The sequence below is a fragment of the Shewanella sp. WE21 genome, from assembly GCF_002966515.1.
GTDB lineage: Bacteria > Pseudomonadota > Gammaproteobacteria > Enterobacterales > Shewanellaceae > Shewanella > Shewanella oncorhynchi.
In genome coordinates this window covers 399,494-426,477 of sequence record NZ_CP023019.1, presented here as the reverse complement: position 1 = coordinate 426,477, position 26,984 = coordinate 399,494, and the positions used below count along the sequence as shown (strand labels likewise).

The 26,984-nt window shown below is 45.9% G+C and carries 23 protein-coding genes; 11 read left to right on the top strand and 12 right to left on the bottom strand.

Features of this window, described 5'->3' with window-relative positions; genetic code table 11:
* Nucleotides 1–85: 85 nt before the first annotated feature.
* Both CKQ84_RS01735 and CKQ84_RS01730 read right to left on the bottom strand, forming a co-directional pair.
* Entirely contained in the window at nucleotides 86–1,195 is a 1,110-nt protein-coding gene (locus tag CKQ84_RS01735) for an anhydro-N-acetylmuramic acid kinase (RefSeq protein WP_105249877.1), read from the bottom strand.
* Nucleotides 1,196–1,215: 20 nt separating this feature from the next.
* Entirely contained in the window at nucleotides 1,216–2,622 is a 1,407-nt protein-coding gene (locus CKQ84_RS01730; protein WP_105249876.1) for a peptidoglycan DD-metalloendopeptidase family protein, read from the bottom strand.
* A gap of 126 nt (nucleotides 2,623–2,748) precedes the next feature.
* Between CKQ84_RS01730 and tyrS the strand changes: the two genes are divergently transcribed.
* A complete protein-coding gene (tyrS, locus tag CKQ84_RS01725) occupies nucleotides 2,749–3,942 on the top strand; it encodes a tyrosine--tRNA ligase (protein WP_105249875.1) in 1,194 nt (397 codons plus the stop codon).
* 99 nt (nucleotides 3,943–4,041) lie between these two features.
* On the opposite strand, the gene CKQ84_RS01720 is transcribed toward tyrS, so the two are convergent.
* The 8 genes from CKQ84_RS01720 to gltB all read right to left on the bottom strand — a co-directional run bounded on the left by CKQ84_RS01720 (nucleotide 4,042) and on the right by gltB (nucleotide 14,051).
* A complete protein-coding gene (locus CKQ84_RS01720; RefSeq protein ID WP_105249874.1) occupies nucleotides 4,042–4,470 on the bottom strand; it encodes a hypothetical protein in 429 nt (142 codons plus the stop codon).
* A 126-nt stretch (nucleotides 4,471–4,596) separates the two neighbouring features.
* Nucleotides 4,597–5,088 (bottom strand): nuclear transport factor 2 family protein, encoded by a 492-nt coding sequence (locus CKQ84_RS01715; RefSeq protein WP_028760847.1) that lies wholly within the window; start codon nucleotides 5,086–5,088, stop codon nucleotides 4,597–4,599.
* A gap of 1 nt (nucleotide 5,089) precedes the next feature.
* Complete coding sequence (locus tag CKQ84_RS01710; RefSeq protein ID WP_105249873.1) at nucleotides 5,090–5,716, bottom strand: trimeric intracellular cation channel family protein; 627 nt, start codon at nucleotides 5,714–5,716, stop codon at nucleotides 5,090–5,092.
* Entirely contained in the window at nucleotides 5,713–6,090 is a 378-nt protein-coding gene (locus CKQ84_RS01705) for a DUF2721 domain-containing protein (protein ID WP_012088590.1), read from the bottom strand. Before CKQ84_RS01705 ends, CKQ84_RS01710 begins: the two co-directional genes overlap by 4 nt.
* Before the next feature lie 56 nt (nucleotides 6,091–6,146).
* The gene (locus CKQ84_RS01700) at nucleotides 6,147–7,136 is read right to left on the bottom strand and encodes a cobalamin biosynthesis protein (protein WP_105249872.1); all 990 of its coding nucleotides are present in this window, start codon (nucleotides 7,134–7,136) and stop codon (nucleotides 6,147–6,149) included.
* A 22-nt stretch (nucleotides 7,137–7,158) separates the two neighbouring features.
* Nucleotides 7,159–7,869 (bottom strand): 5'-methylthioadenosine/adenosylhomocysteine nucleosidase, encoded by a 711-nt coding sequence (locus CKQ84_RS01695; protein ID WP_105249871.1) that lies wholly within the window; start codon nucleotides 7,867–7,869, stop codon nucleotides 7,159–7,161.
* Between the two features lie 320 nt (nucleotides 7,870–8,189).
* Nucleotides 8,190–9,596, bottom strand: a complete 1,407-nt coding sequence (locus tag CKQ84_RS01690) for an FAD-dependent oxidoreductase (RefSeq protein WP_105249870.1) — start codon at nucleotides 9,594–9,596, stop codon at nucleotides 8,190–8,192.
* Between the two features lie 6 nt (nucleotides 9,597–9,602).
* A complete protein-coding gene (gene gltB, locus CKQ84_RS01685) occupies nucleotides 9,603–14,051 on the bottom strand; it encodes a glutamate synthase large subunit (RefSeq protein WP_105249869.1) in 4,449 nt (1,482 codons plus the stop codon).
* A 587-nt stretch (nucleotides 14,052–14,638) separates the two neighbouring features.
* On the opposite strand from gltB, the gene CKQ84_RS01680 reads away from it, so the two are divergent.
* The 3 genes from CKQ84_RS01680 to oxyR all read left to right on the top strand — a co-directional run bounded on the left by CKQ84_RS01680 (nucleotide 14,639) and on the right by oxyR (nucleotide 17,332).
* Nucleotides 14,639–15,568 carry a TIGR01212 family radical SAM protein gene (locus tag CKQ84_RS01680; RefSeq protein ID WP_105249868.1) on the top strand — a complete coding sequence of 310 codons (930 nt, stop codon included), beginning with the start codon at nucleotides 14,639–14,641 and terminating at the stop codon, nucleotides 15,566–15,568.
* A gap of 204 nt (nucleotides 15,569–15,772) precedes the next feature.
* Nucleotides 15,773–16,138, top strand: coding sequence for an Hpt domain-containing protein (locus CKQ84_RS01675; RefSeq protein WP_028760840.1), 366 nt, complete (start codon nucleotides 15,773–15,775; stop codon nucleotides 16,136–16,138).
* A 282-nt stretch (nucleotides 16,139–16,420) separates the two neighbouring features.
* A complete protein-coding gene (gene oxyR / locus CKQ84_RS01670; protein ID WP_105249867.1) occupies nucleotides 16,421–17,332 on the top strand; it encodes a hydrogen peroxide-inducible genes transcriptional activator OxyR in 912 nt (303 codons plus the stop codon).
* Between the two features lie 55 nt (nucleotides 17,333–17,387).
* On the opposite strand, the gene CKQ84_RS01665 is transcribed toward oxyR, so the two are convergent.
* Nucleotides 17,388–18,455, bottom strand: a complete 1,068-nt coding sequence (locus tag CKQ84_RS01665; protein WP_105249866.1) for an adenylate/guanylate cyclase domain-containing protein — start codon at nucleotides 18,453–18,455, stop codon at nucleotides 17,388–17,390.
* A gap of 122 nt (nucleotides 18,456–18,577) precedes the next feature.
* Nucleotides 18,578–19,249 (bottom strand): DNA mismatch repair endonuclease MutH, encoded by a 672-nt coding sequence (mutH, locus tag CKQ84_RS01660; protein ID WP_105249865.1) that lies wholly within the window; start codon nucleotides 19,247–19,249, stop codon nucleotides 18,578–18,580.
* Nucleotides 19,250–19,939: 690 nt separating this feature from the next.
* Here mutH and rppH point away from each other — a divergent pair.
* The 7 genes from rppH to CKQ84_RS01625 all read left to right on the top strand — a co-directional run bounded on the left by rppH (nucleotide 19,940) and on the right by CKQ84_RS01625 (nucleotide 26,900).
* Nucleotides 19,940–20,464, top strand: coding sequence for an RNA pyrophosphohydrolase (gene rppH / locus CKQ84_RS01655; protein ID WP_006080762.1), 525 nt, complete (start codon nucleotides 19,940–19,942; stop codon nucleotides 20,462–20,464).
* Nucleotides 20,465–20,486: 22 nt separating this feature from the next.
* Nucleotides 20,487–22,721 (top strand): phosphoenolpyruvate--protein phosphotransferase, encoded by a 2,235-nt coding sequence (gene ptsP, locus CKQ84_RS01650; RefSeq protein WP_105249864.1) that lies wholly within the window; start codon nucleotides 20,487–20,489, stop codon nucleotides 22,719–22,721.
* Between the two features lie 59 nt (nucleotides 22,722–22,780).
* Nucleotides 22,781–23,581, top strand: coding sequence for a sulfite exporter TauE/SafE family protein (locus CKQ84_RS01645; RefSeq protein ID WP_105249863.1), 801 nt, complete (start codon nucleotides 22,781–22,783; stop codon nucleotides 23,579–23,581).
* 42 nt (nucleotides 23,582–23,623) lie between these two features.
* Nucleotides 23,624–24,433, top strand: a complete 810-nt coding sequence (lgt, locus tag CKQ84_RS01640; RefSeq protein ID WP_105249862.1) for a prolipoprotein diacylglyceryl transferase — start codon at nucleotides 23,624–23,626, stop codon at nucleotides 24,431–24,433.
* Complete coding sequence (thyA, locus tag CKQ84_RS01635) at nucleotides 24,430–25,224, top strand: thymidylate synthase (RefSeq protein WP_105249861.1); 795 nt, start codon at nucleotides 24,430–24,432, stop codon at nucleotides 25,222–25,224. The genes lgt and thyA overlap by 4 nt, the downstream gene beginning before the upstream one ends.
* Before the next feature lie 117 nt (nucleotides 25,225–25,341).
* Complete coding sequence (gene nhaA, locus CKQ84_RS01630; protein ID WP_028760832.1) at nucleotides 25,342–26,511, top strand: Na+/H+ antiporter NhaA; 1,170 nt, start codon at nucleotides 25,342–25,344, stop codon at nucleotides 26,509–26,511.
* 2 nt (nucleotides 26,512–26,513) lie between these two features.
* The gene (locus tag CKQ84_RS01625) at nucleotides 26,514–26,900 is read left to right on the top strand and encodes a hypothetical protein (protein ID WP_105249860.1); all 387 of its coding nucleotides are present in this window, start codon (nucleotides 26,514–26,516) and stop codon (nucleotides 26,898–26,900) included.
* Nucleotides 26,901–26,984 lie beyond the last annotated feature (84 nt).

The following is a 26,984-nucleotide window of genomic DNA, read 5'->3' as shown; positions in this document are numbered from 1 at the left end:
AGATTAGTTTGTCTTTTAAAGACAACAAGAGCTTCATGTAGAAGCTCTTGTTTAGGTTATCGCTTTAGTATTTTGCGACGGCCAATTACTTAGCGCTAAATCGTCCGCCGAGTACTGCTTCGCGGGAGGCGCCTGTTACTGCAGGGAGATTAGCGGGTAAACCTAAGTGATTGCGCATGGCGAGCCAGGCAAAGGCGATGCCTTCTGCCCACTTAGGATCGACGCCAAGGGTCGAGGTAGTATCCAGCTTATAACCTGGTAATAAGGCTGCAAGACGCTGCATCAGTTGACCATTAAATGCACCGCCGCCACAGACGAATAATTCCCCTTCATTGGATAGTTTAATAATGTCTTGGGCTATGCTGTGGCAGGTTAAATCCAATAAAGTTGATTGAATATCTTCTTCATCTAAATGATTAAAGGGCGATAATTGCTGCTCTAACCAAGCTTGGTTAAACAGTTCGCGACCAGTGCTTTTAGGGTAAGCAAGGGAAAAATACGGATGCGAAAGCAACTGAGTTAATAAGCTTTGATCTGTTTTTCCGGATGCAGCCCATTCGCCATTTTTATCGAAGGGTTCACTTTTAACCTGTTGCATCCAGGCATCAATTAAGGTGTTGCCTGGCCCTGTATCAAAGCCTAAGACTTCTTCGCTATTGCCCGGCAGATAGGTGATATTGGCAATACCACCAATATTGAGGATGACACGTTTTTTACCGACTTGGGCAAAGGTTTGCTGGTGGAATGCGGGTACTAAGGGCGCGCCTTGCCCACCAAGAGCAATATCTTTGCGACGAAAATCGGCAATGACATCTATGCCTGTTTCGGTCGCAATAGTATTAGGATCGCCAATTTGTAAGGTAAAACCCACTTCGAGGTTTGGCATATGGCGCACAGTTTGACCATGGCTACCAATGGCGATGACATCTTCTTTCGCAATAGCACATTTAGCCATCAGATTATTGACGGCTAAGGCAAACAGCTGACCCACATTACGATCTAAACGGCCGAGGCGGTTAATTTCATCTGAGCTGGGTAAGCACAGGCGCTGGAGACCTTTGAGCAAATGGCTCGGAATAGCTTCGGTATGGCTGGCGATAAGCTGCGGCTGCGCGCCTGAAAAGTCGACCAATACTGCATCGACACCGTCCATGCTGGTGCCTGACATAAGTCCAATATAATAAGCGTTTTTCATTGGGAGGAATCCATCCGTCGTTATTGCATTGCCAATTGCGTTTGCTTGTTTTGCGAAAGTGTAGTCATCAATTGCTTGCTAAGTGCATCGAATTGATTTTTTTCTTTTCTCGCAATTGATTCGGATTTCGGTAGCGTAATCGTTCTCGGGTTGCGGTGTACGCCATTGACGATAAATTCGTAATGTAAATGAGCCCCTGTGACACGGCCTGTTTTACCTAAAGTACCAATAATTTGTCCTTGCTTAACGTTGGCGCCTTTGCTGACATTACGTTTTGTGAGGTGTAGATATTTGGTGGTATAGGTATCGTTATGTTTGATAAACACATAGTTACCGTTGAATTGATTATAACCAGACTCAATAACGCGTCCACTACCCGCAGCTTTAATGGGCGTGCCAATGGCTGCGACATAGTCTACACCCCGATGGGCTTTGACTTGGCCCGTCACTGGGTGCAAACGTCTTGGGTTAAAGTTGGAGCTGACATACTTAAAATCGACCGGTGAGCGCAGGAAGGCTTTACGCATGCTAGTGCCATTTTCGGAATAATAGTTACCGTCGGTATAGCGAATGGCAGTATAGCGCTCATCTTGGTTAACAAATTCTGCAGCTAAGATATTGCCATTACGCAAAAATTCACCATCGGCATATTCTTGCTCGTAAATAATGGCGAAGCTGTCGCCTTCGCGTAAGTCTAAGGCAAAGTCGATATCCCAGCCGAATACGGTCGATAATTGTAATATCTGGTTGGCAGACATGCCTGCATCCACGGCGGCATTCCAGAAATTGCTCTTAATTTTGGCACTGGTGAAATGGTTGCGGGTTTCCACATCCTTTTCGGAGATTTTTTCGTTGTATTGCTCTTGGCTTTTAGTGATGACTAGCGTGGAAATAGCATCGACTCGATAACGCACTTCAGTCAAATTACCGTTTGCATCCTTTGAAATCACAATTTCTTCGCCCGGCATTATCTTAAGCAAGTTTTGCTTGGCTAAAGGCAACTGGGTGATTTCATAAACGTCTTTGCTGGTTAAGCCAGCGCGATCAAATACCGCGGCTAAAGTATCACCATTTTTGACGTTAAAATGTTCGACATCTCTGTGAAGAGCGCTTTCGTGGGATCCTGCGGCTTGATTATTGGATCCACCTGCAGCGAGCGCATCGGGTGAGGATAACGGTTCAGCCGTTGTCGGAGCATTATCTGTTTGACCTTCTGGCAACTCAGGGCGTTCAGGCGAGCGAAAAGCTAAGGGCACATCATAACGGGTGTTGATTTGAGCTTGGTCATCAATGCTAGTGGTTTGTCTTGAAGCTTGCGCTTCTTCAGAAGGTAGAAGCATGGTTATCATTGTGATAACTGAAAGAATGCTAAGGAGAATTTGATGCTTTTTAGGCAACAATTTAAATAACGTTATAACCTTTCCCATTGACGCCGATACCAATAACCAGAGACTTAAATAATCCCGTTAGTGTACACACTTTCAATTGTGGTGGCTAACAAGTAACATAAGTCTCTTCATTTTATGATCATGGCCTTAGGAGTCCCTGCCGAGATGGCTGATTTAGACCAAGTATTAGCAGAAATTAGACGTGGTACCGATGAGATTTTACTCGAAGCGGATCTGCTGGAAAAACTCAAAGAAGGACGTCCACTCCGTATTAAGTTAGGCGCTGACCCTACCGCTCCGGATATCCATCTTGGACATACAGTAATCTTAAATAAATTAAGATTATTCCAAGAGTTAGGTCATGAAGTCATTTTTTTGATTGGTGACTTTACTGGTATGGTGGGGGACCCAAGTGGTAAAAATAGCACACGTCCGCCGCTCACCCGTGAACAAGTTTTAGCGAACGCAGAAACCTATAAAGAACAGGTTTACAAGATCCTCGATCCTGCTAAGACTCGTATCGAATTCAACTCAAGCTGGTTAGAGCCATTGGGCGCCGCTGGTATGATCCGTCTCGCGTCTAAGCAAACTGTGGCTCGTATGATGGAGCGTGATGACTTTAAGAAGCGATATGCCTCGGGTCAGTCGATTGCGATTCATGAGTTTATGTATCCTTTACTGCAAGGTTATGACTCAGTTGCGCTGCAGGCCGATGTTGAGTTGGGTGGTACAGATCAAAAGTTCAACCTGTTAATGGGCCGTGAACTGCAAAAAGCCGAAGGCCAAAAGCCACAAGCTGTGATCATGATGCCGCTGCTCGAAGGTTTAGACGGCGTGAAGAAAATGTCTAAATCGGCGCATAACTATATTGGCGTGAGCGAACCTGCCAATGAAATGTTTGGCAAGCTGATGTCAATTTCGGACGACTTGATGTGGCGCTACTTTGAGCTGTTATCATTCCGCCCATTGGCTGAAATTGAGCAGTTTAAGCAAGACGTGGCGAATGGGTCTAATCCACGTGACACTAAAATTGCCTTAGCTAAGGAAATTATCACACGTTTTCATGATGCAGCGTCTGCCGAAAGTGCGCATCAAGCCTTTGTCGATCGTTCTAAGGGCATGATCCCCGATGATATTGAAGAAATTGAGTTAGCTGCGGGTGAAGGTATTGCGATTACCAATCTGTTGAAAGACGCTGACTTAGTGTCATCGACTTCAGAAGCGATGCGGATGATCAAGCAAGGCGCGGTGAAGATGGACGGCGAAAAGTTAGAAGATAGCCGTATGACTTTGTTCGCGGGTACTGTTGCTGTATTCCAAGTCGGTAAACGTAAGTTTGCCAAAGTGACTTTGGTATAGTGACGTTGGTTTAGTTAGATTTACGCTACAGTAAGTTTAAACGAACAAAAAGAGCGCCTTAGGGCGCTCTTTGTTTTTGAATCTTTTGACAGTACAAGATTAAGGCGCTGTATTGGCCTCATGCTCGGCGATATTACATCTGTCGGTGCCAAAGTGTTGCCCACCACTGCATTTCCATGCCAATTGGGCCGAACTTACCTGCCAAAGTTTAGCGTTTTGTTTCAGTGAGATAATCAACAGCATCTGTGGATGCTGCTTGGAAAGCTCGCTCACTTGATAGGTTAAAATGCCGTCTTTATTGGTTTGAGTTCGCACTAAGGTAAATTTGTTGCCTGCATATTGGCTGCTGATTTTATTGGGATCTTCCGCCCAAGGCTGATGTTGCGCCTGAGCGGTACGTAGTTGTTGATTAAAATGGCTTACTGGCTGAACGGCGTAGGAAACGATAATGGGCTGTAAAGCCTGTGCTTTGGGGGCCAGTATTAAGCCATTAAGGGCGAGTAGGGCTATCAATCCAAAAAACTTCATACAAACCTCATTGAAACGAAACGGCTCAGTCAATTTTTCAAAGGTGAAATACGCAGTGGTATTGACTCATTGTTAGTTTCGACTCGTTTTTAGGGATCAAGTTTCAAAGACGGATAAATTTTGTGACTACTGCATCGCTAATTGGTCTGACATGGTCTGGTAATCGATTAGGTCGACATGTTCCGTTACTCTGCGATTGAGCATGTCGATCTTAAGGCTTGTCACACCAGGTATCGCAACATCGATGATTTTCCCCGGTTTGCCAAATTGTTCACCTGGACCCTTGAAATGATAGTTACCTATCATCACTACTAAAGAGCCTGCGTTATACATGTGTTCTATGTTGAAGTTGTACTCGAGCACGCCCTCGTGGGCGCGCTCAAGGAAGTCGATAATGAAGCGGCCGCCAGTGTATTTTCGGTTGGCGGTTTTGTCGAAGAAGACGCTTTCGCGGTTATAGAATTTTCGCAGTGTCTTATAGTCGTGTTCAGTCAGCGCATTCATATATTTTACGGCTAACTGCTGTTCTTGTGGCATTTCACCTGAGTTGGCTTGCGCCGCTGCAGGATTGAGGGCTGGAACAAAAATGAGGCACAAAATAAAACACAATATTCGCAAACTATTCCCTCTTGGTCTTGAGATCAAAGGCCGGTAATGAAAGATGCCACTTGATGGCACTTAAGCGGATTAACAGGGCACTGGCCATCGCCAGAAACAGCGCCATTTTTTCGCCCATACCGTAGGCTAAGCTCACGGTATAGCCGATACCACCTATGATCGAAGCTGTGGCATAGACTTCTGTGCGTAAGACCATAGGAACTTGTCTACACAGTAAGTCTCGAATAATGCCTCCTCCCACGCCAGTGATCAAGCCCATTACGACGGCAATCATCCCACTCAAGCCCATATTGAGGGCCTTTTCAGCACCTATCACGGTAAAGAGGGCCAATCCAAAGGCATCTGCGACGGGTAAAATATACTCGGGTACCTTACGAGGGCGACGGACTAATAGCAAACAGACGAGCACGGTCGCGAGGATCACTATGATGTAATTCGGGTCGCGGATCCAGAACACTGGCGTTGCACCAATTAAGGCATCACGAATACTGCCACCACCGACAGCGGTAACCGAGGCGAGCACGATTACGCCAAAGGGGTCCATTCTATGGCGTCCAGCGGCAAGTGCGCCGGATAATGCAAATACAGCGGTACCCCATAAATCAAAAAAGTAGATCCACTGGCTCATTTACTCATCTCTTTGATATGGATATTTAATGCGTCAACAGAGATGCGGATTTCAATCACAGATAAAATCAGTGAATAGAGCAAGAGCAGTAGGCTAGCGCCAAAAATCACTGAGCCGGTTTTATTAAAGCCGATATAGATAAAAATCATACACAGTACGCATAGGGCAAAGCTTGACACGCCTGCTTCCTGCATTCGACGAATGATGGTAATACGCTGGCTCAGGTTCTTAATTTGATCTTTATGTACGGGTTTTTCACCATTGCTTAAATTTCGGATTAATGCGGCTAAGGCAAAAAAACGATTGGTATAAGCTAATAGTAACAATGAGATAGCAGGAAATAATAACGCAGGTGTTGTTAATGAAACATGCATGTTTTCGAGCAAGATGGTCAGCCTTTAACTTCACGTTGAGATAATGCGGCATCATATCACAGGCTTTGTAACCAACGTAAACTTGCCCATAACAAGGGCAGTATAATGATAAAGCTAAACCAGATAGCACAGGCACGTGAGGTCAGCTTAATTGCAGGCGTGATGTCATCACTGGTTGGCTGCGGACCGTAGCACAATTTATCCACATTGATACGCACGCCAGCAAACTTCTGTGGTCCACCGAGCTCGATTCTCAAAATACTGGCCACGAGATTCACACTGAGAACATAACCTCGAATAGCGTGATGATTTTTAGGGGCTCTAAAAAGTTTTGCAAACGCCTTAGGCCCGCCTTGAATGGCGAGCGACAGGCTCCACAACCAAGCCGGAATCGCCAGCAAGATAATGGATACTCCATTCACAGTACTGCAGAAATGTTGATACTTTGGTTGAATGGGCGGCCAGCTCAATTCGAGTTGTTTGAGCATGCGCACTGCTAGCACCAGAGGTGCTCCAGCAATAGCGAAAAAGAAAATGGTCGATGCTGTGCCGTAAATAGGTGCAGTGGCGAGTTTTTCTATGGTGGCTTTGGCTAGGCCGATTTCCGACAAACTATCGGTATCGCGCACCACCCAAGGCTGTAAAAGCTTTTTTGCGCTGGCATTGTCTCCACGTTTTAAGGCTTTAGTGATTTCATCGGCGACTTGGCTAAACCCTGCATCGGTTAAGCACAGATAAAGCACCAAAAATTCGAAAAACCATGGAAAGGCAGCCAGTTCGAGTAAAAAGGTGATAATGGCCCAAAATGGAAACAGCAACAGCAACATAGCTAAAAAGCCTGCTGTGGCTTGTTGGCTTGGAGATCGTTCAGGGCGATTCACTTTGGCTGCGAGTTGCTTAGCTAAATGGCTAAACCAAATAAGCGGCTGCATTTCCCGTGGCAATGGCGCTAACCGCGCCAATAACAAAGCAAAAAAAAGTACCAAAAAGCCTTCAAACAAAGCGCCATCTATCTCGACAAGTTGTTGATAAAAAGAGGTGTGCATTCGGTACTTTCCACTTAAGTGATTATTTTATTGCGCTAGGATTCAGTTGCTCAAGCAGCAACATCACCATCAGAGCCGAGTGATAACCCGCTTTGACAATATAAGAGTCGAAATCCACTGGCGAGTCATTGTTGGCGTTATCCGATAAAGAGCGGATCACCACAAATGGCACTCCAAACTGATGACAAACTTGAGCGATTGCCGCGCCTTCCATCTCACAGGCAGCCATAGTAGGGAAGTTTTTGAGCATGGCTTGGGTGCGAACAGGATCGCAAATAAAGCTATCGCCAGTACAAATCAAACCTTCAATCGCTTTGACTTCACCCAGTTGAGCAATCGCTTTGTTGGCGGCTTCAACTAAATGTGCGGCAGGAATAAACGCAGCTGGTTGCTGCGCCATTTGGCCAATTTCATAACCAAAGGCGGTGACGTCCACATCATGGTGACGCACTTCAGAAGAAATCACGATATCGCCAATGGCTAGCGAATCGACGAAACCACCGGCAGAACCAGTATTGATTACCGCATCCGGCGCATATTTTTCGATGAGTAGCGTGGTCGCAATACTTGCGGCGACTTTACCTATGCCTGAGCGAGTCACTACTACGTCTTTACCCGCGAGAGTACCAGCAATAAATTCAATACCAGCAATGGTTTGCGATGTCGCATTTATCATGGCGGCGATCAGGTGAGCGACTTCTGGCTCCATTGCGCCAATAATTCCAATTTTCATGGGAGACCTTTTTGATTCAACACTTAAAGAGTGGGACACGGGAATGCTGGCTAATATACCACACAGTTTTATGCAGTCGTTATGGCGAGATTGGGATTGCTTAATAATCGCGGGGTAAAACGCGGGAGGGTTAACGGAAAAGTGCGCTCCTAAGATGCGCGCTTTATCTATCTATTTTATCCATCAACCGATTGCGATAAGCCACAAGCAAATGGCTGAACTCGTTTGCACGAGTCCAGCCATTGGAGTGCTTGTTAAATGACAAGGGTAAAATGTTTTTTACCTGTAAAACAAACACGTTGGCGCTTAATCTATAGCGCTTAGTCTAAGTAATTAAGAATACCTTGGGCGGCATCGCGACCTTCGGCAATGGCTGTCACGACTAAGTCAGAACCACGCACCATATCACCACCGGCAAACACTTTCGGGTTGGTGGTTTGGAATGGGTTTTCGTCTAACTTGCTCGCTTTGACTCGGCCCCATTGATCGAGCTCGATACCGTGTTCGGCAAACCAAGGTGCTGGGCTAGGTTGGAAACCAAAGGCGATAATAATCGCATCGGCTTCGAGCAACTGTTCGCTACCAGTAATCGCTTCGGCGCGTTGACGACCGCTTGCATCGGCCTTGCCCATGGCGGTTTCGACGCATTCAATGCCGATCACTTTGCCATCTTGGGTTTTAATCGCCACAGGTTGACGGTTAAACAGGAAGTTAACGCCTTCCTCCCGCGCATTTTGCACTTCACGACGTGAGCCTGGCATGTTGGCCTCGTCCCGGCGGTAAGCACAGACTACGCTGCTGGCACCTTGTCTGACGGCTGTGCGCACACAATCCATCGCAGTATCACCACCGCCTAATACCACCACACGTTTACCTTCAAGGTTCAGGTAGGGTGTTTCAGTATTCTGGGTGCCCATTAAATGATGGGTGTTACCAATCAAATAGGGCAGGGCTTGGTATACGCCTTGCGCATCTTCACCCTCAAGGCCTGCTTTCATCGCGGTATATGTGCCCATACCGAGGAAGACGGCATCGTATTCTTCGAGCAGTTTAGTAAATGGGATGTCCTTACCGACAGTGACACCGAGTTTGAACTCAATGCCCATGCCTTCTAATACACTGCGACGGGTCGCCATAACGGCTTTGTCGAGTTTAAAAGACGGAATACCGTAGGTGAGTAGACCACCAATTTGTGGATATTTATCAAAGACCACAGCTTTAACACCGTTGCGAGACAGAATATCCGCGCAGCCTAAACCCGCAGGACCCGCACCGACAATCGCCACTCGTTCAGGGCGTGGCGTGACCTTGCTCATATCGGGGCGCCAGCCTTGGGCGATCGCTGTGTCGGTAATGTATTTTTCGACATTACCGATAGTGACAGCGCCAAAGTCGTCGTTCAGAGTACAAGCACCTTCACAGAGTCTGTCCTGTGGACAAACACGGCCGCAGATTTCGGGCAGAGTGTTGGTCTCATGCACTAAATCTGCCGCTTCCATGATGCGACCTTGTTCCGCTAGCTTGAGCCAGTTAGGAATATAATTGTGTAGCGGGCACTTCCACTCACAATAAGGATTGCCGCAATCTAAACAGCGGTCCGCTTGCTCTGCCACTTGAGGCTGAGCAAAAGGCTGATAAATCTCAATAAACTGAGTCGCACGTTTAGCCGCAGGGTGTTTAGCGGGGTCTTTACGACCCACTTCAATAAATTGAAAATCGTTACTCATGCGCCATTACCCCGCTTTTACAACTAATTCTGGGCTCGATTTCTCTAATTTGAGCAGATCGGCCACGGCAATATTTTTAGGTTTTACTAATACGAAGCAATCTAACCAGTTACCAAAATCACTTAAGATCATCTTGGCATGTTCACTGCCCGTTTCGGCCACGTGGGCTTCAATCAGACCTTTTAAATGTTGTTGATGGATCGGTGATTCAAGTTTTTGAGTATCGACAAGCTCAGTATTCACACGGCGATTGAAGCGGCCGAATTGATCGAACACATAGGCAAAACCGCCTGTCATCCCAGCGCCGAAGTTCACCCCTGTTTTACCAAGGACAACCACAATGCCGCTGGTCATGTATTCGCAGCCGTTATCGCCAAGCCCTTCAACCACAGCAATCGCCCCAGAGTTACGGACTGCAAAACGCTCGCCCGCTTGACCTGCGGCGAAGAACTTGCCGCCCGTCGCGCCGTAAAGACACGTGTTACCGACAATGGCGCTGCGCTCACTTTGGAACGGGCTGCCAATAGGCGGGTATATGACAATCTGGCCGCCAGACATGCCTTTACCCACATAGTCGTTGGCATCGCCGCAGAGTTTTAACTCAAGGCCTGGGCTGTTCCACACGCCAAAGCTTTGGCCGGCACTGCCGTTAAAGCTCAGTTTGACCGGCGCTTTGGTGCCTTTGACGCCGAGTGTGCTCGCGATATAGCCTGACAACGTCGCGCCAACGGAACGGTCGGTGTTGTTGATGCTGTAAGCAGCATCGAAACTCTCGCCCTTATCGACGGCGCTTTGGCATTCGTTTAATAAATGCTGGTTAAGCAGCCCTAAATCCGCCGGTGGATTGGTTTCTTGCCAAGTGCGTGACGAGGTTGCTGGCACTTTGGGTTGATACAAAATCGGTGACAGATCTAAGCCTTGTTGCTTTGCGGTTTGACCTTCGAGGGCATATAACCATTCGCTGTGGCCGACTAAGTCTTCAAACTTACTCACCCCTAAGGTCGCCATCCATTCACGAACTTCCTGTGCAACAAACTCAAAGTAAGTCATCACTCGCTCTGGCAGACCATGGTAATGGTTGTCGCGCAGGTTTTTATCTTGCGTTGCTACGCCAGTCGCGCAGTTGTTCAAGTGGCAAATACGCAGGTATTTACAACCTAGGGCGATCATAGGCACAGTACCAAAACCAAAGCTTTCGGCGCCTAATAACGCGGCTTTAATCACATCGGTACCGGTTTTTAAGCCGCCATCGACCTGCAGGCGAATTTTATGGCGTAGACCATTTTCCACTAGCGATTGATGCACTTCGGCTAACCCTAGCTCCCATGGACTGCCCGCATATTTCACTGAGGTAATTGGGCTAGCACCTGTGCCGCCGTCATACCCTGAAATCGTGATCATGTCCGCATAGGCTTTGGCCACACCGGTGGCGATGGTCCCCACACCGGGTTCTGACACAAGTTTAACTGAAATCAGTGCTTTAGTGTTGATTTGCTTCAAGTCGAAAATTAGCTGGGCTAAATCTTCGATAGAGTAAATATCGTGGTGTGGCGGTGGTGAAATCAAGGTCACACCAGGACGTGCGTGACGCAGTCCGGCGATTTCCACACTGACTTTATGGCCGGGTAACTGGCCGCCTTCACCGGGTTTTGCCCCTTGGGCGACTTTAATCTGTAACACATCGGCATTAACTAAATAATGCGCCGTGACGCCAAAGCGTGCCGAGGCAATCTGTTTAATCGCAGAGTTGCGTTCAGTATTAAAGCGGCGTGCATCCTCACCACCTTCACCTGAGTTCGAGCGGCCACCTAAGCGGTTCATCGCGATAGCAAGAGCTTCATGGGCTTCAGGGCTCAAGGCGCCTATGCTCATGGCGGCACTATCAAAACGTGAATATAGATTTGATGCCGCTTCTACATCGGCGACATCAATCGATGTTTGTGCGCCCTTAATACCGATTAAGTCACGCAGTGTGGCCACGGGACGATTGTCGACGAGTTCGGCGAATTTTTTATAGCTCGCAAAATCTTTGTCAATCAATGACGCTTGCAAGGTGTTGACCACATCAGGGTTGAAGCAGTGATACTCGCCGCCCTCAACGTATTTCAGCAGGCCACCTTGCGGTAATGGCACATGGGCACGGTAGGCCGCTTTGTGCAGAATAGCTTGGTCTTGGGCGATGTCTGCAAAGCCTGCACCCTCGATGCGGCTAATTACGCCTTTAAAACACAGTTCGATCACTTCGCTGGCAATGCCTATGGCTTCAAATTGCTGACTGCAACGATAGGAGCCGACAGTGCTGATGCCCATTTTGGACATGATCTTACGCAAGCCTTTTTCGATGCCGTAGCGGAAGTTCAACATCAATGCCGTGGTATCGGTTAAGTCATGGCGTTTCGCCAGTTCGGAAATTGACTCATACACTAAATACGGATAAATCGCCGTGGCACCAAAGCCAAGCAATACAGCAAAGTGATGCGGATCTCGCGCCGATGCGGTTTCAACAATAATGTTGGTGTCGCAGCGCAGGCTCTTATTCACCAGCATTTGCTGCACAGAACCGACCGCCATGGCCGCGGGGATCACTTGCGCCGTTTTACCTATGGCTCTATCCGAAAGGATCAACAAAGTCGTGCCGCTGCGGGCTAAACGCTCGGCTTCGGCTGTGATACGGCGAATGGCACTTTCTAAGCCTTCCTGTGGTTCGTAATTTAAATCGACAATATTGGCGCGATAGTAAGTGCTATCTAATCCCAGTAACTGGTTAAAATCACTGAATAATAAAATAGGTGAATTGAACATTACCCGGTAAGCATGCCCAGTCGTTTCATTGAAGAGGTTCTGTTCACGGCCAATACAAGTGGTCAACGACATGACGTGCTTTTCACGTAAGGGGTCGATAGGTGGATTCGTTACTTGAGCAAATTTCTGCCTAAAATAGTCATACAGTGAACGTGACTTTTTCGACAATACCGCCATAGGTGTGTCGTCGCCCATGGAGCCTGTGGCTTCTTCACCTTGCTTCGCCAATACCCAAATAACTTGTTCTAATTCCTCACGGGTATAGCCAAATTGTTTTTGGTATTGCAGCAATAGCTCAGGACTTAACTCACTGGCACCATGTTGTGCCGAGGCGAGATCTTCCGCAGGGATCAAAGTACGGCTGTTCTTCGCCATCCACTCTTTATAGGGGTGGCGGCGCTTAAGATCGTTATCAATTTCAAAGGATTGGTATAGGCGGCCGTTTAAGGTATCGAGTACCAGTAATTCACCAGGCCCAACACGGCCTTTTTCAATCACTTCATCGGCGGCGTAATCCCAAATTCCGACTTCGGAAGCTAAGGTCAAAATACGATCTTTTGTGATCACATAACGTGATGGACGCAGGCCATTACGGTCAACAGCGCAGGCGGCATGGCGACCGTTGGTCATCACAATACCTGCCGGACCATCCCAAGGCTCCATGTGCATAGAGTTAAAGTCGTAGAAGGCTTTTAATTCGTCATCCATTTCCGGATTACTTTGCCAAGCAGGCGGGATCAATAGACGCATGGCACGGTATAAGTCCATGCCACCAGATAACAGCATTTCCAGCATGTTATCTAAAGATGAAGAGTCTGAGCCTGTTTCATTCACAAAGGGAGCGGCCTGCTGCAAATCTGGCAGTAGCGGTGAATTAAACTTATAGGCACGGGCGCGGGCCCATTGACGGTTACCCGTAATAGTATTGATTTCGCCGTTATGGGCTAAATATCTAAACGGCTGAGCTAATGGCCATTTAGGAGAAGTATTTGTTGAGAAACGTTGATGGAATAGGCAGATAGAGCTTTTTAAGCGAATGTCCGCGAGATCGGGATAAAACGCGGGCAAGTCTACAGGCATCATCAGACCTTTATAGACGATAACTTGGCCAGACAAACTCGCGACATAGAAGTCTTTGTCGTCGGTGATCTGCTGCTCTAAGCGGCGACGCGCCATATAAAGGCGGCGTTCCAAGTCTTTCTCACGCCAGCCAATGGGGGCGTTGATCAGCACTTGATAGATTTGTGGCAGACTAGCCTTGCCAATTTCACCTAACACATCGGGATTGACAGGCACCTTGCGCCAGCCTGCAATACTTAAGGTTTCACGCTCGAGTTCGCGCTCAAGAATAAACTTGGCTTGGTCAGCCAGTTCATCATCTTGACTTAAAAACAGCATACCTACGGCAAATTTTCTGCTCAAATGCCAATCATTTTCCGCGGCAATCGCTTCAAAAAATTGCACAGGCAATTGCATTAATAAACCACAGCCGTCGCCAGTGCGGCCGTCGGAGGCAATGCCCCCGCGGTGCTTCATGCGATCTAGACCATGGATTGCCGTGCGCACTATACGGTGGCTGGCTTCGCCATCCATCTGTGCTATCAACCCAAAACCACAATTGTCCCGCTCAAAACTGGGATGATATAAGCTCATACAAAAACCTCCCTAGACCTCAACTGATTACTACTCGGGGAGAAAATGTAAAGACTTTCTATAGATATGCACCCGAACCACCCAAATTAGCCTGAGATTCAATAAAGGTCAAACCAAAAATTTGCATAAAACATGGGTATTAATTCATGTTTCATACACAAACCACAATTACCTTACGTTAACGTCAACAGTAAAATGTGCTGTATAACATTATGAATAAAAAGAATTTTAAAAACTATCAAACTCAAAATTTACCAAGGTGTAACATGCTGATGGGATTGTTTTTGATTTAGAAATAGTGATTTTTATTGCAAACACAGTAAATAGATAAAAAATTAAAATTGTTGAATTGTTATTCATTTTGGTGTGAGCAAGATCTCAGCAGTAAGCAGGCTAATTTGAGGATGCGCACATTTATGATAATAACGGTATGAGTCAGGCGGGAATTTGATGTAGCACCAAGAAACCTCTCGCTACCTTGTTTACACTAAGCTTTTTCTTCTATTTGTTCACGTATTTTCTTTTCTATTTGTGATTTTATCTTGGTTATTCTCAATGAAGCGATATGAAATTTGGTGGGTGCTCTGATGGGGCTTGATGCATATGTGAACACCTTTGGTGCCGTTTGTAAGGCGCGATATGGCACCCGACTGCGAAAACTCACTATAGATGCCAAGTTTACTTGCCCTAACCGTGACGGCACTTTAGGGCGCGGAGGTTGTACTTTCTGTAATGTGGCGTCATTTAGCCATCAAACCGCCGATGTATTGAGTATTACTGAGCAACTTGAACAGGGTAAGAGCCGCTATCGTGAGGCGAAGCCTCAGGCACAAGCCGATAAATTTATTGCTTATTTTCAAGCTTACACTAGCACTTATGATGAATATCAAGTGTTAATGGCTAAGTACGATGAAGCGGTTAAAGATGGCGAGATAGTCGGTTTATGTGTAGGAACTCGCCCCGATTGTGTACCGAATAATGTACTGGATTTACTGGCGCGCTATCAGGAAAATGGTGTCGATGTGTGGTTAGAGCTCGGGTTGCAAACAGCCAAAGATGAAACACTGCGTAGAATTAACCGTGGCCATGATTTCGCCTGTTATTGTGACACTGTGTCTAGGGCGAGAGCTCGCGGTCTTAAGGTGTGCACTCATCTCATTCTTGGCTTACCCGATGAAACCCATAGCGATTATATGGCGACTTTAGCTGCTGTATTGCAGCATGGCGTTGATGGCTTGAAGCTACATCCTTTGCATATCGTCGAAGGTAGTACTATGGCTAAGTCGTGGCGAAGTGGGCGCTTACCTTTATTGAGTCTTGAGGATTATGCCCACAGTGTCGGCGAGATGATCCGCCATACTCCCGCGGAAGTGATTTTTCACCGTGTCACCGCTTATGCGAAAAAACCTATGCTATTAGCACCCGATTGGTGTGCCTATCGTTGGGATGGATTGGTGGCGATTGTGGATAATTTGCAGCTTTATGGTGGACAAGGGCACGCATTAGCGCAACGATAGAGGCAAGTTAGTGGGATAAATTTACTCCCTAAATGTTATGTCGTCGCTATTATTTCGTAAGCGTTTATTTACGACTATTAGTTTGTTTTTTGTTAATTTTAATCTGAATTAGACCATGAATATCGCTATAAGTTGCACTGACAATTTTAGTGGGTATCATGTGATAAATTCGTTTTAAGCATTGAACCACTTAAGGGAGGCCTTATGGCCACAGTTGAATTAGAAGCAATCCTAGATCTCAATACTCTCGAACAGTACTGCAGCGCCATTGGTGCCGGTACCTTACTCAAGAGTGTGGTGTTATTTGAGCAGTTAATGCCTGAATATGTTGGAAATCTAGTGAAGGCTAACGACGCAGCAGACAAAGATACCTTATGTTCAGAAGCACATAAATTTAAAGGTGCTGCAGGTTCTGTGGGGTTAAAACGTATTCAGCAGATCGCCCAATTATTACAGCATGGCGAAGAAGCAAGATGGGATGCTGAACATGGCTCTTGGGTTGCTGACATCGTTGAACACGCGAGTGCAGATTTACAACAGTTAAAGTTATTCCTCCAAGCCAAAGCATAAAATATTACTTGCTAAGGTAAGTTAAGGCGCAGCGATAATGTCTATTGTTGCGCTCAATTGAGTGAATCTTGCATTGGTTTTACGATTAAGTTTATTGTTTTCGACATTTTCTTGTTAGCGCTTTTCCCATCTTATTTTGTTACTCCCACTTAAGTTTTACGGCGAACCGATTGAATATCGATTCGGGTCACAATCCTGATATCTTATGCCGCGTTATTGCTCATCACTTATGCTAAAGTAGATTTAATTTCTTAATTCATAACCTTCATGGCAATCGAGAAAATGAAAAGTTTACCTAGCTTAAAAAACTTATTCTATTTGGTGAATCTCCATCAAGAGCAGAATTTTAACCGCGCCGCTAAGGTGTGTTTCGTCAGTCAATCAACGCTCTCAAGTGGGATCCAAAACCTAGAAGAGCAGTTAGGGCATCAGTTGATTGAGCGAGACCATAAGTCATTTATGTTTACCGCCATTGGTGAAGAAGTGGTGCAGCGCGCCCGTAAAATTCTCACTGATGTGGATGATTTGGTGGAATTAGTGAAAAATCAAGGTGAGCCGATGACGGGGGATATTCGCTTAGGCTGTATTCCAACCATAGCGCCTTTCCTATTGAGTCGTGTGATCCGCCAGTGTCAGCAATCTTATCCGGCGATGAGTTTATTATTGAAGGAAGATACCACTGAGCGTTTGCTAGATGCTTTGGGTAAAGGAGAGCTGGACTTATTGATCCTAGCGCTACCCGTTGACACTAGCGGTTACCACAGCATGAAAGTGGGCATAGATCCTTTCAAAATGGTGGCCCACAAAGATTTAGCGGGTGGCATACATCAACCTATTGATTATCAAACTCTGCCGGACGAGAGTATTTTTCTTCTGCAAAGTGAGCATTGCATCACAGGCCATGCTATTACTGCATGTCAGCTAGGTGATAGTGCGAAAGTCAATCCGTTTGCCGCCACCAGTTTGCATACTTTAGTGCAGATGGTGAACAGTAAACTGGGCACCACGTTTCTTCCGCAAATGGCCATTGACGCGGGTATTTTGAATGACACAGATTTAGTGGTGATGACGCCACCGGGTGAAGCACCTTACCGTGATATCGGCCTGGTCTGGCGTCAAACCACCAGTCGGATCTTAACTTTCCGCACTTTAGGTTTAATGATCCAAAAATTATTAACTAAGGACGAGGAATAAACTGACTGTAACTGCAAAGCATTAATTCAAGCTAAAGCTTAAAGTCGATTACAAATCAGAGCGGGGAAACGCCAAACACTTCAATTGAGTGTTGTTTCCCTTTGAGTTTGACTGGGCCTAGATTTGATAGGTGATACTGAGTGTTGGGGTTATCTAAGCGTCCCGCGAGTGCGCCCGAAATCAACATGCGCTGTCCTAGTGGATTACATTGGTCTTGCAGTCTTGCTAAGGTATTGAGCACGTCACTAAAGAAACTAATTTCTTGTTTCTGTACACCAACAACTGCAGCGACGACTTGGCCACAATGGGCCGCCGCTTTAAATTTCGGCACAAAGCCATAATGCTCTTCAAAGTAGCGGCGTTGCCAGTTCAGTTGTTGGCTAAATTCAAAATAGATATTCATGCAGCGGTCGTGAACTATCCCTTCTTCTAATGGCCAGTGAAGCAGCACTGCATCTCCCATATAGCGGTAGATTTCAGCTTCGTTATTGGACACAGTATCTGAAAGTAAACTAAAGCTGTCTTGGATCAATCGACTAAAGCGGTAATCGCCAAGTGATTCAGCATGTGTGGTTGAGGCGACCATATCTAAATAGAGGAATAAACGCTGCTCATATCTTGGCTTATGGTATTTACCAAGGCCTATGTTGAGTAAAATACGCGGCCCGACTAATAATGCCATTTGCTCGACAAAAGCTAAGCTGACTCGTACGACGACCAAATATACGATCAATGCTTGGAATGAAGGACTATAGAGAATGTGCGCCGTCAGCATTTGTCTGAGGGTCGACATGTGATTTTCGATGGCCCACATATTTAAAAACTGAGTCATGTAAGCTAACGTCGTAGCACCCAGTAATAAAAACAAGCCCTTAAAGATGACTGAAAACACATAGGGGAGGCGATTGATTGCACTGAAATCTGCAATGACGTTCGACATCCAATGTAAGCTGCCAAAAATTATCCCCATGTAGATAGCAAGTGTTGCGAGATCAGCCGAACTTACCGCCCATTGGGGCAGCTCTGGTGATTGGGCATATCGAAAAAACACGAATGCAGCCATGGCAATCGCCCAAGCTAAAATCGCAAAAAGGAGTTTTTTCGCTTGTCTACGTGCTCTCACTGCTTGATTGGTATCCGAATACGGCTGTGATTTCAGGATGCCGTAGTTTATAGAAAAGAGTCACCTTAGTGCCAGTGAAATTTGTGATCTGGATCAATCCAAGTCCATATCGTTACTAAAAATTAACCAAATACCTTATTAAGTATCATAGCAGTGAAACTGGTCTTTAAATAAAAGCCCCTAGGGTTGGTCATTTTGAGGCTACCATCTTCGGCAATGCTTTGTGTTAACGCCTTACTATTAGCGGCCTTAGGGCGTAATTGCAGCACTTCGCCGTGGCGCGCTGTAAGCCTCTCTACTTTTCCTAGGGCGATAAGCTCCATGATCTCTTCCCAATCCTGTTGCAGTAATTGCAACTCGTGCGGATCCGGTTCCCACAATATTGGCGTACCTATACGGCGCTCACCCACAGGAATATGCCTCTCTCCTTCAACGGGTACCCAAAGTACTCGCTGTAACTTATGGCAGACTAAGCTGTTTTGCCAGGTTAATCCTTGGATATTCGATAGCGGCGCCACGCAGACATAAGTGGTCTCCAGCGGTCGCCCCTGTGTATCAATGGGGATAGTTTTTAGCTCGACCTCTAAATGTAGAAAATCTTGCTCAGGTTTAGAACCCGCCGTTGCGCCTAATTCCATTTCGATTAGTTGACCGACCCAACCTTTATCGCGTTTAAGATCCTTGGGGACACGAATGCTTCTTTGGCTGGCTATCTGCGCCAAACTCACGCCCGCCATCATGTTGGCACGTTCGAGTAGTTCAGATAGATTTTCAGGGGGGATAATTCGATTCATGGCTGGATTTTACTTAAAAATAACCGCTTAGCAATGGTGGTTAAAAAATGAGCCCTACAGGGTGGATTAACTTGTACCGAATGTTTTTATTCTAAGTGACTGATTTTAAATTTTATATCCGTGTTAACCCCCGTTTTGCAAAAAAGTGTTCAAAGTTACTCTCTGCTTTCCCTTGCGTTCCCCACATACTTATCCACAGATATTATGGATAACTCAGTAAAGTGAGCCTCTTAACCTAATAAAAATCCTAAGTCAATGCGAATAAAGTGCATTTATTCTGGCTTTTGTGGACAGTTGTGGACACTATTTGTGTATAAAGTTGAGTAATATCGCGAGAATGATAGAAATACTTCTTGCTGGTCAAATAATGAGCTTTATTGGTTTTTTAGTCTAAAATAAATCATGATTAATGTGCAAGTTTATGAATTTGTTTGCTATTAAGTTTTAACGCTAAATTTTAAAAACGATGGTAAATAGATGTTTTTTGAACGTTATAACAAGTTCACCTGAGTTTCAAACAGAGATATCCACAGAAAATGTGGATATCCCCGGATTCCATCCCCTAGCATTGTTGATAAATGTCTTTTAAGTCAGATGTTATCCAAAGCTTAGGATAAAATAGAGGTTTGCTGAGAGACTAGCTTTATGAAACAATCAGTTTATTAAAATTTAATGTGATTTGGAGTCCATGTGATTGATAGCGACGGCTTTCGCGCAAATGTGGGCATTATAATTTGTAACAGATATGGCCAAGTCATGTGGGCTAGACGTTTCGGTCAACACTCATGGCAATTTCCTCAAGGTGGCGTCGATGATGGCGAGACAGCAGAAGAGGCTATGTACCGTGAGTTGTATGAAGAAGTGGGCCTAAGACCTGAACACGTGCATATATTAACCTCGACCCGTTCTTGGTTGCGCTATCGTTTGCCAAAGCGTTTAGTGAGGCAAGACAGTAAACCTGTGTGTATCGGGCAAAAACAAAAGTGGTTTCTGTTACAACTGAAAAGCCAAGATAGTGCGATTAATTTGAGTTCTTCTGGGCATCCTGAATTTGACGATTGGCGTTGGGTAAGTTATTGGTATCCTGTGCGGCAAGTTGTGTCATTTAAGCGTGATGTTTATCGTAAGGTGATGAAAGAGTTTGCGGTAACGGCATTGTCATTCCAAACCCTAGAAATACCTAGGAAACGGGGAAGACAAAAAACAACGGGCTGATTTCAAAAGAGGATTGAAAACAGTGTTAAATACGCTTAGGGATATTACTCAGGCTGTGGCATCTGCCCACAGTTTGGAAACCGCATTAGAAATCTTAGTTTCATCGACTAAAGCGGCGATGGAAACCCAATGTTGCTCCATCTATATCCTAGAAGAGCAAGAACTCGTGTTATCTGCAACCGATGGTCTTGAAAAAAGCGCCGTTGGTCGAGTACGTATGCCGCTGACTGAAGGTTTAGTTGGACTCGCTGCCCAGCGAGAAGAGGCCGTTAATTTAGCGGATGCTCGGCTTCATCCAAGGTTTAAGCTTTTTCCTGAAGTCGCCGAAGAAGAATACCGCGCTTTTTTAGCTGTACCTATTATCTACCAGAAGGCTGTGGTTGGGGTGATAGTGGTACAGCAGGCGAGTGCTCGTCAATTCAGTGAGGGCGAAGAAGCCTTCCTGATGACCCTCGCCGCCCAATTAGCGATGGCGGTGCGTGGCTTAAAACAAAAAGCTCAAGTCAGCTCCCATCATCAACAAATTCTGTTTCAAGGTACTTCAGCGTCAAACGGTATCGCCATTGCGTATGCCTTCGTACTTGGTGGGGAAATCCCCCTTGAACAGCCTGAGGTGCGTTCTGACGATATTGCCTATGAATCGAGTCGCTTAACTACGGCTATGGTGCGTTGTAAAGAAGCGATAGGTGCCTTATCTCAACGGTTTGATCGCGAGCAAGATGACGAAGTTGTCTCCATTTTCAATGCATTACAGTTACTGCTCGATGATGCTAGTTTAGGCGGCGAATATACCCGTGAAGTGCAATTAGGTTGGGCTGCTGAGTCGGCGGTGAGCCGAGTGTCTCTACGTTATATTCAACAGTTTTTAGCAATGGAAGACCCTTACCTTAAGGAGCGGGCTAGCGATATTCGCGACTTAGGTCAAAAAGTATTGCGCCAACTTATTGAGCCAGAACGTCTAGAGCTTGAGCCCGATAAACCTGTAATCCTCATTACCCGTGAAGCCGATGCGACTATGTTGGCTGAGTTCCCAAGGCAAAAGCTTGCGGGTATTGTCACTGAGCTTGGTGGCGTAAACTCCCATGCCGCCATTTTAGCCCGTGCCTTAGGTGTGCCTGCTATTACAGGTGTCGAGCAACTGTTATCCGCCAATATTGACCAAAAACTTTTGGTCGTAAACGCAAGCCGTGGTCAGTTATTGGTGTCGCCATCACCTGCGATTGTCGGTGAGTATCGTAGCCTGATTTCGGCACAAAAAGCCTTGCAACGCCAGTATGCCCAAGAATTAGCGCTGCCTTCTGTAACCTTAGATGGTTCACGTATTCGCTTGTATCTCAATGCGGGATTACTCAGTGGTGTGGCCTCTGAAATCGCAGAGGGCGCCGACGGTATTGGGCTTTATCGCACTGAAATTCCTTTTATGTTGCAACAGCGCTTCCCGAGTGAATCTGAGCAAGTCAAAGTCTATCAACAGGTCTTATCGGCCGCGTCCGGTCGACCTGTGGTGATGCGTACTTTAGATGTGGGAGGCGATAAACCTTTACCGTATTTCCCGATTAAAGAAGACAATCCTTTCCTTGGATGGCGCGGTATTCGCTTGTCTCTGGATCATCCTGAGCTTTTTTTGGTGCAGTTACGGGCCATGCTACAGGCTGGGGGAGACGGTAAACAGTTAAGTATTTTGCTGCCTATGGTCAGCAACTTAGATGAAATCGATCAATCCTTAGAATATTTGCAACAAGCCTATGTCGAATTAAAAAACGATGTTAACAGCGACATAGTGATGCCACGAATAGGCATTATGCTCGAAGTGCCCGCCATGCTATATCAGTTGGATGATGTGGCAAAACGAGTGGATTTTGTCTCTGTTGGTAGTAATGATTTAACCCAATATTTACTGGCTGTTGACCGTAATAACCCGCGGGTGAGCTCGTTATTTGACAGTTATCATCCTGGAATATTGCGGGCTTTGCATCAGGCGCACCTCGATTGTCGATACCATAAACTCGATATTAGTATCTGTGGAGAGTTAGCGGGCGAACCTATGGGGGCCATTTTGCTGGTGGCTATGGGATACGATCAGTTGAGTATGAATCAGGGCAGTTTAGCGCGGATCAATTATCTATTGCGTCGTGTTGCGCGGGCCGATTTAGATCAATTACTTGCTAAAGCGCTGAGCCTATCAAACGGCTTCCAAGTGCGTGAGCTGGTTAAAGAATATTTGACCCAGCAGGGTCTTGCAACAATTCTTAATTAACTAATGCTGTGTTTTGCTTTAAGCTAAGGCCCTCAATTTATCACGCTGTAGGTACTCGTGTGGATAGTTTGTTGTTGGTGTTCTTTATTTGCTTGGCTTTAGGCGCATTTGTCGGCTTTATGGCAGGATTATTAGGTATCGGTGGCGGCTTGATTGTGGTGCCTGCACTGCTTTATATTTTGCCATCGGTCGGTATTAGCTCTACTCAGCTCCCCCATATTGCAATTGCCACTTCGCTAGCAGCCATTATTCTCACCTCTATTTCGTCGGCACGTGCCCACCATAAGCGTGGTAATGTGCCTTGGAATTTATTCAAATCAATGTTACCGGGCCTGATTATAGGCGCGCTGGCTTCAGGTTTTATTGCTGAGCGTATTCCCGCTGATAAGTTACAACAAGGTTTTGCCATCTTTGTGATTTTAATGACAATTCAAATGGCTTACCCCGTTAAGGCCAAATCAAATCGTCAATTACCTAATTCAGTAGTGCTTTTTGTTGTATCGGCTTTTGTTGCGGTTTTGGCAGGTTTGACCGGGATAGGTGGCGGTATACTGATAGTGCCATTTTTGACTTTTTATGGTTTACAGATGCGTCAAGCCGTGGGGTTTTCTGCTGCGATGGGCTTCTTAATCTCTCTTTCTGGCAGTTTCGGCTACATTATTGCAGGTATGAATGCCCCTGAGTTGCCCTATGGTACCCTAGGCTATATCTATTTACCTGCATTGTTTGGTTTAGTGATCACTTCTGTCTTGATGGCGCCTGTGGGTGTAAAAGCGGCGAGCACTTGGCCAACACCTGTACTTAAAAAGATATTTGCATTGTTACTTCTATGTGTCGGCCTTAAGTTAATTCTGACCTAGTTTTTATGTTTATCTCAGTTTGAGGCTGCTAATGGATGTGTTATGGCGTTGAGTTTCCCCAATATCGATCCCGTGATCGTTTCATTTGGACCGTTTAATCTTTTTGGACAAACCTTTGAACCGGCACTGCGTTGGTATGGTTTTACCTATTTAGTCGGATTTGTTGCGGCCATGTGGTTGTTGAACCGCCAAGCCGACCGTTCAAAGGGGATATGGACGCGGGAGCAAGTTTCAGATTTACTCTTTTATGGTTTTCTTGGGGTGATTTTAGGTGGCCGTATCGGTTACGTGCTTTTTTATCATTTCGATTATTTCCTCGCCAGTCCCCTCTATTTATTTAAAATCTCTGAAGGTGGCATGTCCTTCCACGGCGGTTTGATGGGCGTGATTACGGCGATGCTCTATATCGCGTGGAAACAAAAACGTACTTTTTTTGCTGTCGCCGATATAGTGGCACCTGTTGTGCCTATTGGTTTAGGCGCTGGTCGTATTGGTAACTTTATCAACGGCGAGCTTTGGGGACGAACCACTGATCTGCCTTGGGCTATGGTGTTTCCTACCGGTGGACCTGACCCACGTCATCCATCCCAGTTGTATCAGTTCGCCCTTGAAGGCGTAGCATTATTCCTATTACTTTACTGGTTTAGCAAACGTACCGATAAAGTCGGTGCAGTCTCTGGTATGTTCTTAGTCGGTTACGGTATGTTCCGTATTATGGTTGAAACTGTGAGGCAACCCGACACACAGTTGGGACTTTACTGGGGATTTATGACTATGGGGCAGATACTCTCTGTGCCTATGGTGTTAATCGGTTTGTACTTGATTTTTCGTAAGCAAGGTAAGCAGCAATGAAACAGTATTTAGACTTAATGAAGCACATATTAGCCGAAGGCGTGGATAAATCGGATCGCACAGGTACTGGGACTCGCTCGGTATTTGGCTATCAAATGCGCTTCGATTTGAGTAAAGGTTTTCCTTTGGTGAGCACCAAAAAATGCCATATGCGCTCTATCATCCATGAATTGCTGTGGTTTCTGAAGGGTGAAACTAACGTTGCCTATTTACGCGAAAACAAGGTCAGCATTTGGGATGAATGGGCCGATGATAATGGCGATTTGGGCCCAGTTTATGGTGCCCAGTGGCGCAGCTGGCCAACCCAGAGTGGTGATGCTATCGATCAGATTTCGCAAGTTATCGCCCAGATAAAATCTCAGCCAGATTCTCGCCGTCTTATCGTTTCTGCGTGGAACGTGGGCGAACTGGATAAAATGGCTTTGGCACCGTGCCACGCGTTTTTTCAGTTCTATGTAGCCGATGGCAAATTATCTTGTCAACTGTATCAGCGTAGTTGTGATGTGTTTCTTGGTTTGCCGTTTAATATTGCCAGTTATGCTTTGTTGACTATGATGGTCGCCCAGCAATGTGACTTGGCCTTAGGTGATTTTGTGTGGACGGGTGGCGATACCCATTTATATTCTAATCATATGGAACAGACGGCACTGCAGTTAAGTCGTGATCCAAAACCGTTGCCGACCATGACTATTGTACGCAGACCTGAGTCGATTTTTGACTATCAATTTGATGATTTTGAATTAACAAACTACGCTCCACACCCTCATATCAAAGCCCCTGTTGCTGTGTGATGTATGTTTTTTAGCCTAACACTTCGGGATAACCGAGGTGTTAGGGAGAAACTTACGATTATATTTGTTATTACAATTCGTCTACACTCAATTCATTATAATTTTTAGGAGTGCAAGATGGAAAAAGCAATTAGAAATTTTCTAAGCCAAGAGTCGGCTGGCGGTATCCTGTTATTGGTTGCTGTTGCCTTAGCCATGCTGATGGCCAATTCCCCCTTATCTGGACTTTATCAAGGCTTTTTAGGCACTGACGTTCAAGTCAAAATTGGCGAGCTCAATATACACAAGCCACTCATCCTGTGGATAAACGATGGCTTGATGGCCATATTCTTTTTGCTGATTGGTTTAGAAGTGAAACGTGAGTTACTTGAAGGCGCCTTATCGAGCGTCGCTCAAGCTTCCCTGCCTACCTTTGCAGCCATTGGCGGCATGTTAGTCCCTGCTGGTGTGTACTTACTGTTTAACTACGGTGATCCTGTCACACAAGCGGGCTGGGCGATTCCTGCCGCGACCGATATTGCCTTTGCCTTAGGTATTATGGCACTGCTCGGAAGCCGCGTTCCTGTTTCACTGAAAGTCTTCTTACTTGCTTTAGCTATCATCGATGATTTAGGCGTCATAGTGATTATCGCGCTGTTTTACAGTACTGACTTATCAACCATCAGTTTAGTGATTGCCAGTTTAGCGATTGCGGGCTTGGTTGGGTTAAACCGCAAAGGGGTTACCTCACTTTTACCCTATGGCATCTTAGGGTTAATCCTTTGGGTTGCCGTACTTAAGTCTGGAGTGCATGCGACTCTGGCTGGCGTCATCATTGCTTTTTGTATTCCATTGCGGGCAAAGGATGGCAGTTCACCCTCAGAAGGCTTAGAGCATAGTTTGCATCCTTGGAGTACTTTCCTCATTTTGCCAGTGTTTGCTTTTGCCAATGCGGGCGTTTATGTCGGCAATATGAATTTGGAGACGTTAATTTCTCCTGTTCCTGTTGGTATTGCATTGGGCCTGATGTTAGGTAAGCCAATCGGTGTAATGTTATTTAGCTTTATTGCGGTGAAACTAAAATTAGCTCAATTGCCCGATGGCGTAGGTTGGAAGCAAATTGCCCCCGTCGCGGCCATGTGCGGTATTGGTTTTACTATGTCTATGTTTATTGCGTCGTTAGCCTTTGAACATGCAGACCCTATGTACGGTGACTTAGCACGCCTAGGGACCTTAATCGGTTCGATTATGGCAGCGTTAGTCGGGTATTTCTGGTTATCAAAAGTGTTACCTAATAAAGGAGTATAACTATGATAAAGTTGAAATTAATGGGAATAGCAACGCTCTTATGTTTATCGACAACCGCGACGGCATCGCAAATTTCGGCCTGTAATCAGGATGCAAACTCGCAGACTTGCCAAAGCTATCTTGAAGGAATAGTGGATGGCGCTTTGATGTTTAAATCTGATTCCTTAGGGGCGAGATTAGAAACTAATGGTTATGAATCGAGGGCACTTAAGTATCGCGGTGGTAAACGTTTCCAAGAAGCGAATCGAACCTATTGCGCCGAACGTATTCCTGAACGTAACGTTTTAGTTTCAGGAGTCACTGAAGCGGTAAGTCTGGGGAATGCTGCCGATTTGGAGCAGTTACAAGGCATAGTTACTAACTTACTCGACTGCCAGCGTTTAAAGTAACTTGACTGGGAATCATCAGGTTTTTAATCATCTGATTTTAAACTATCGAGTTTAAAATAACACAGTACCCCCTCAGCGCCTTGG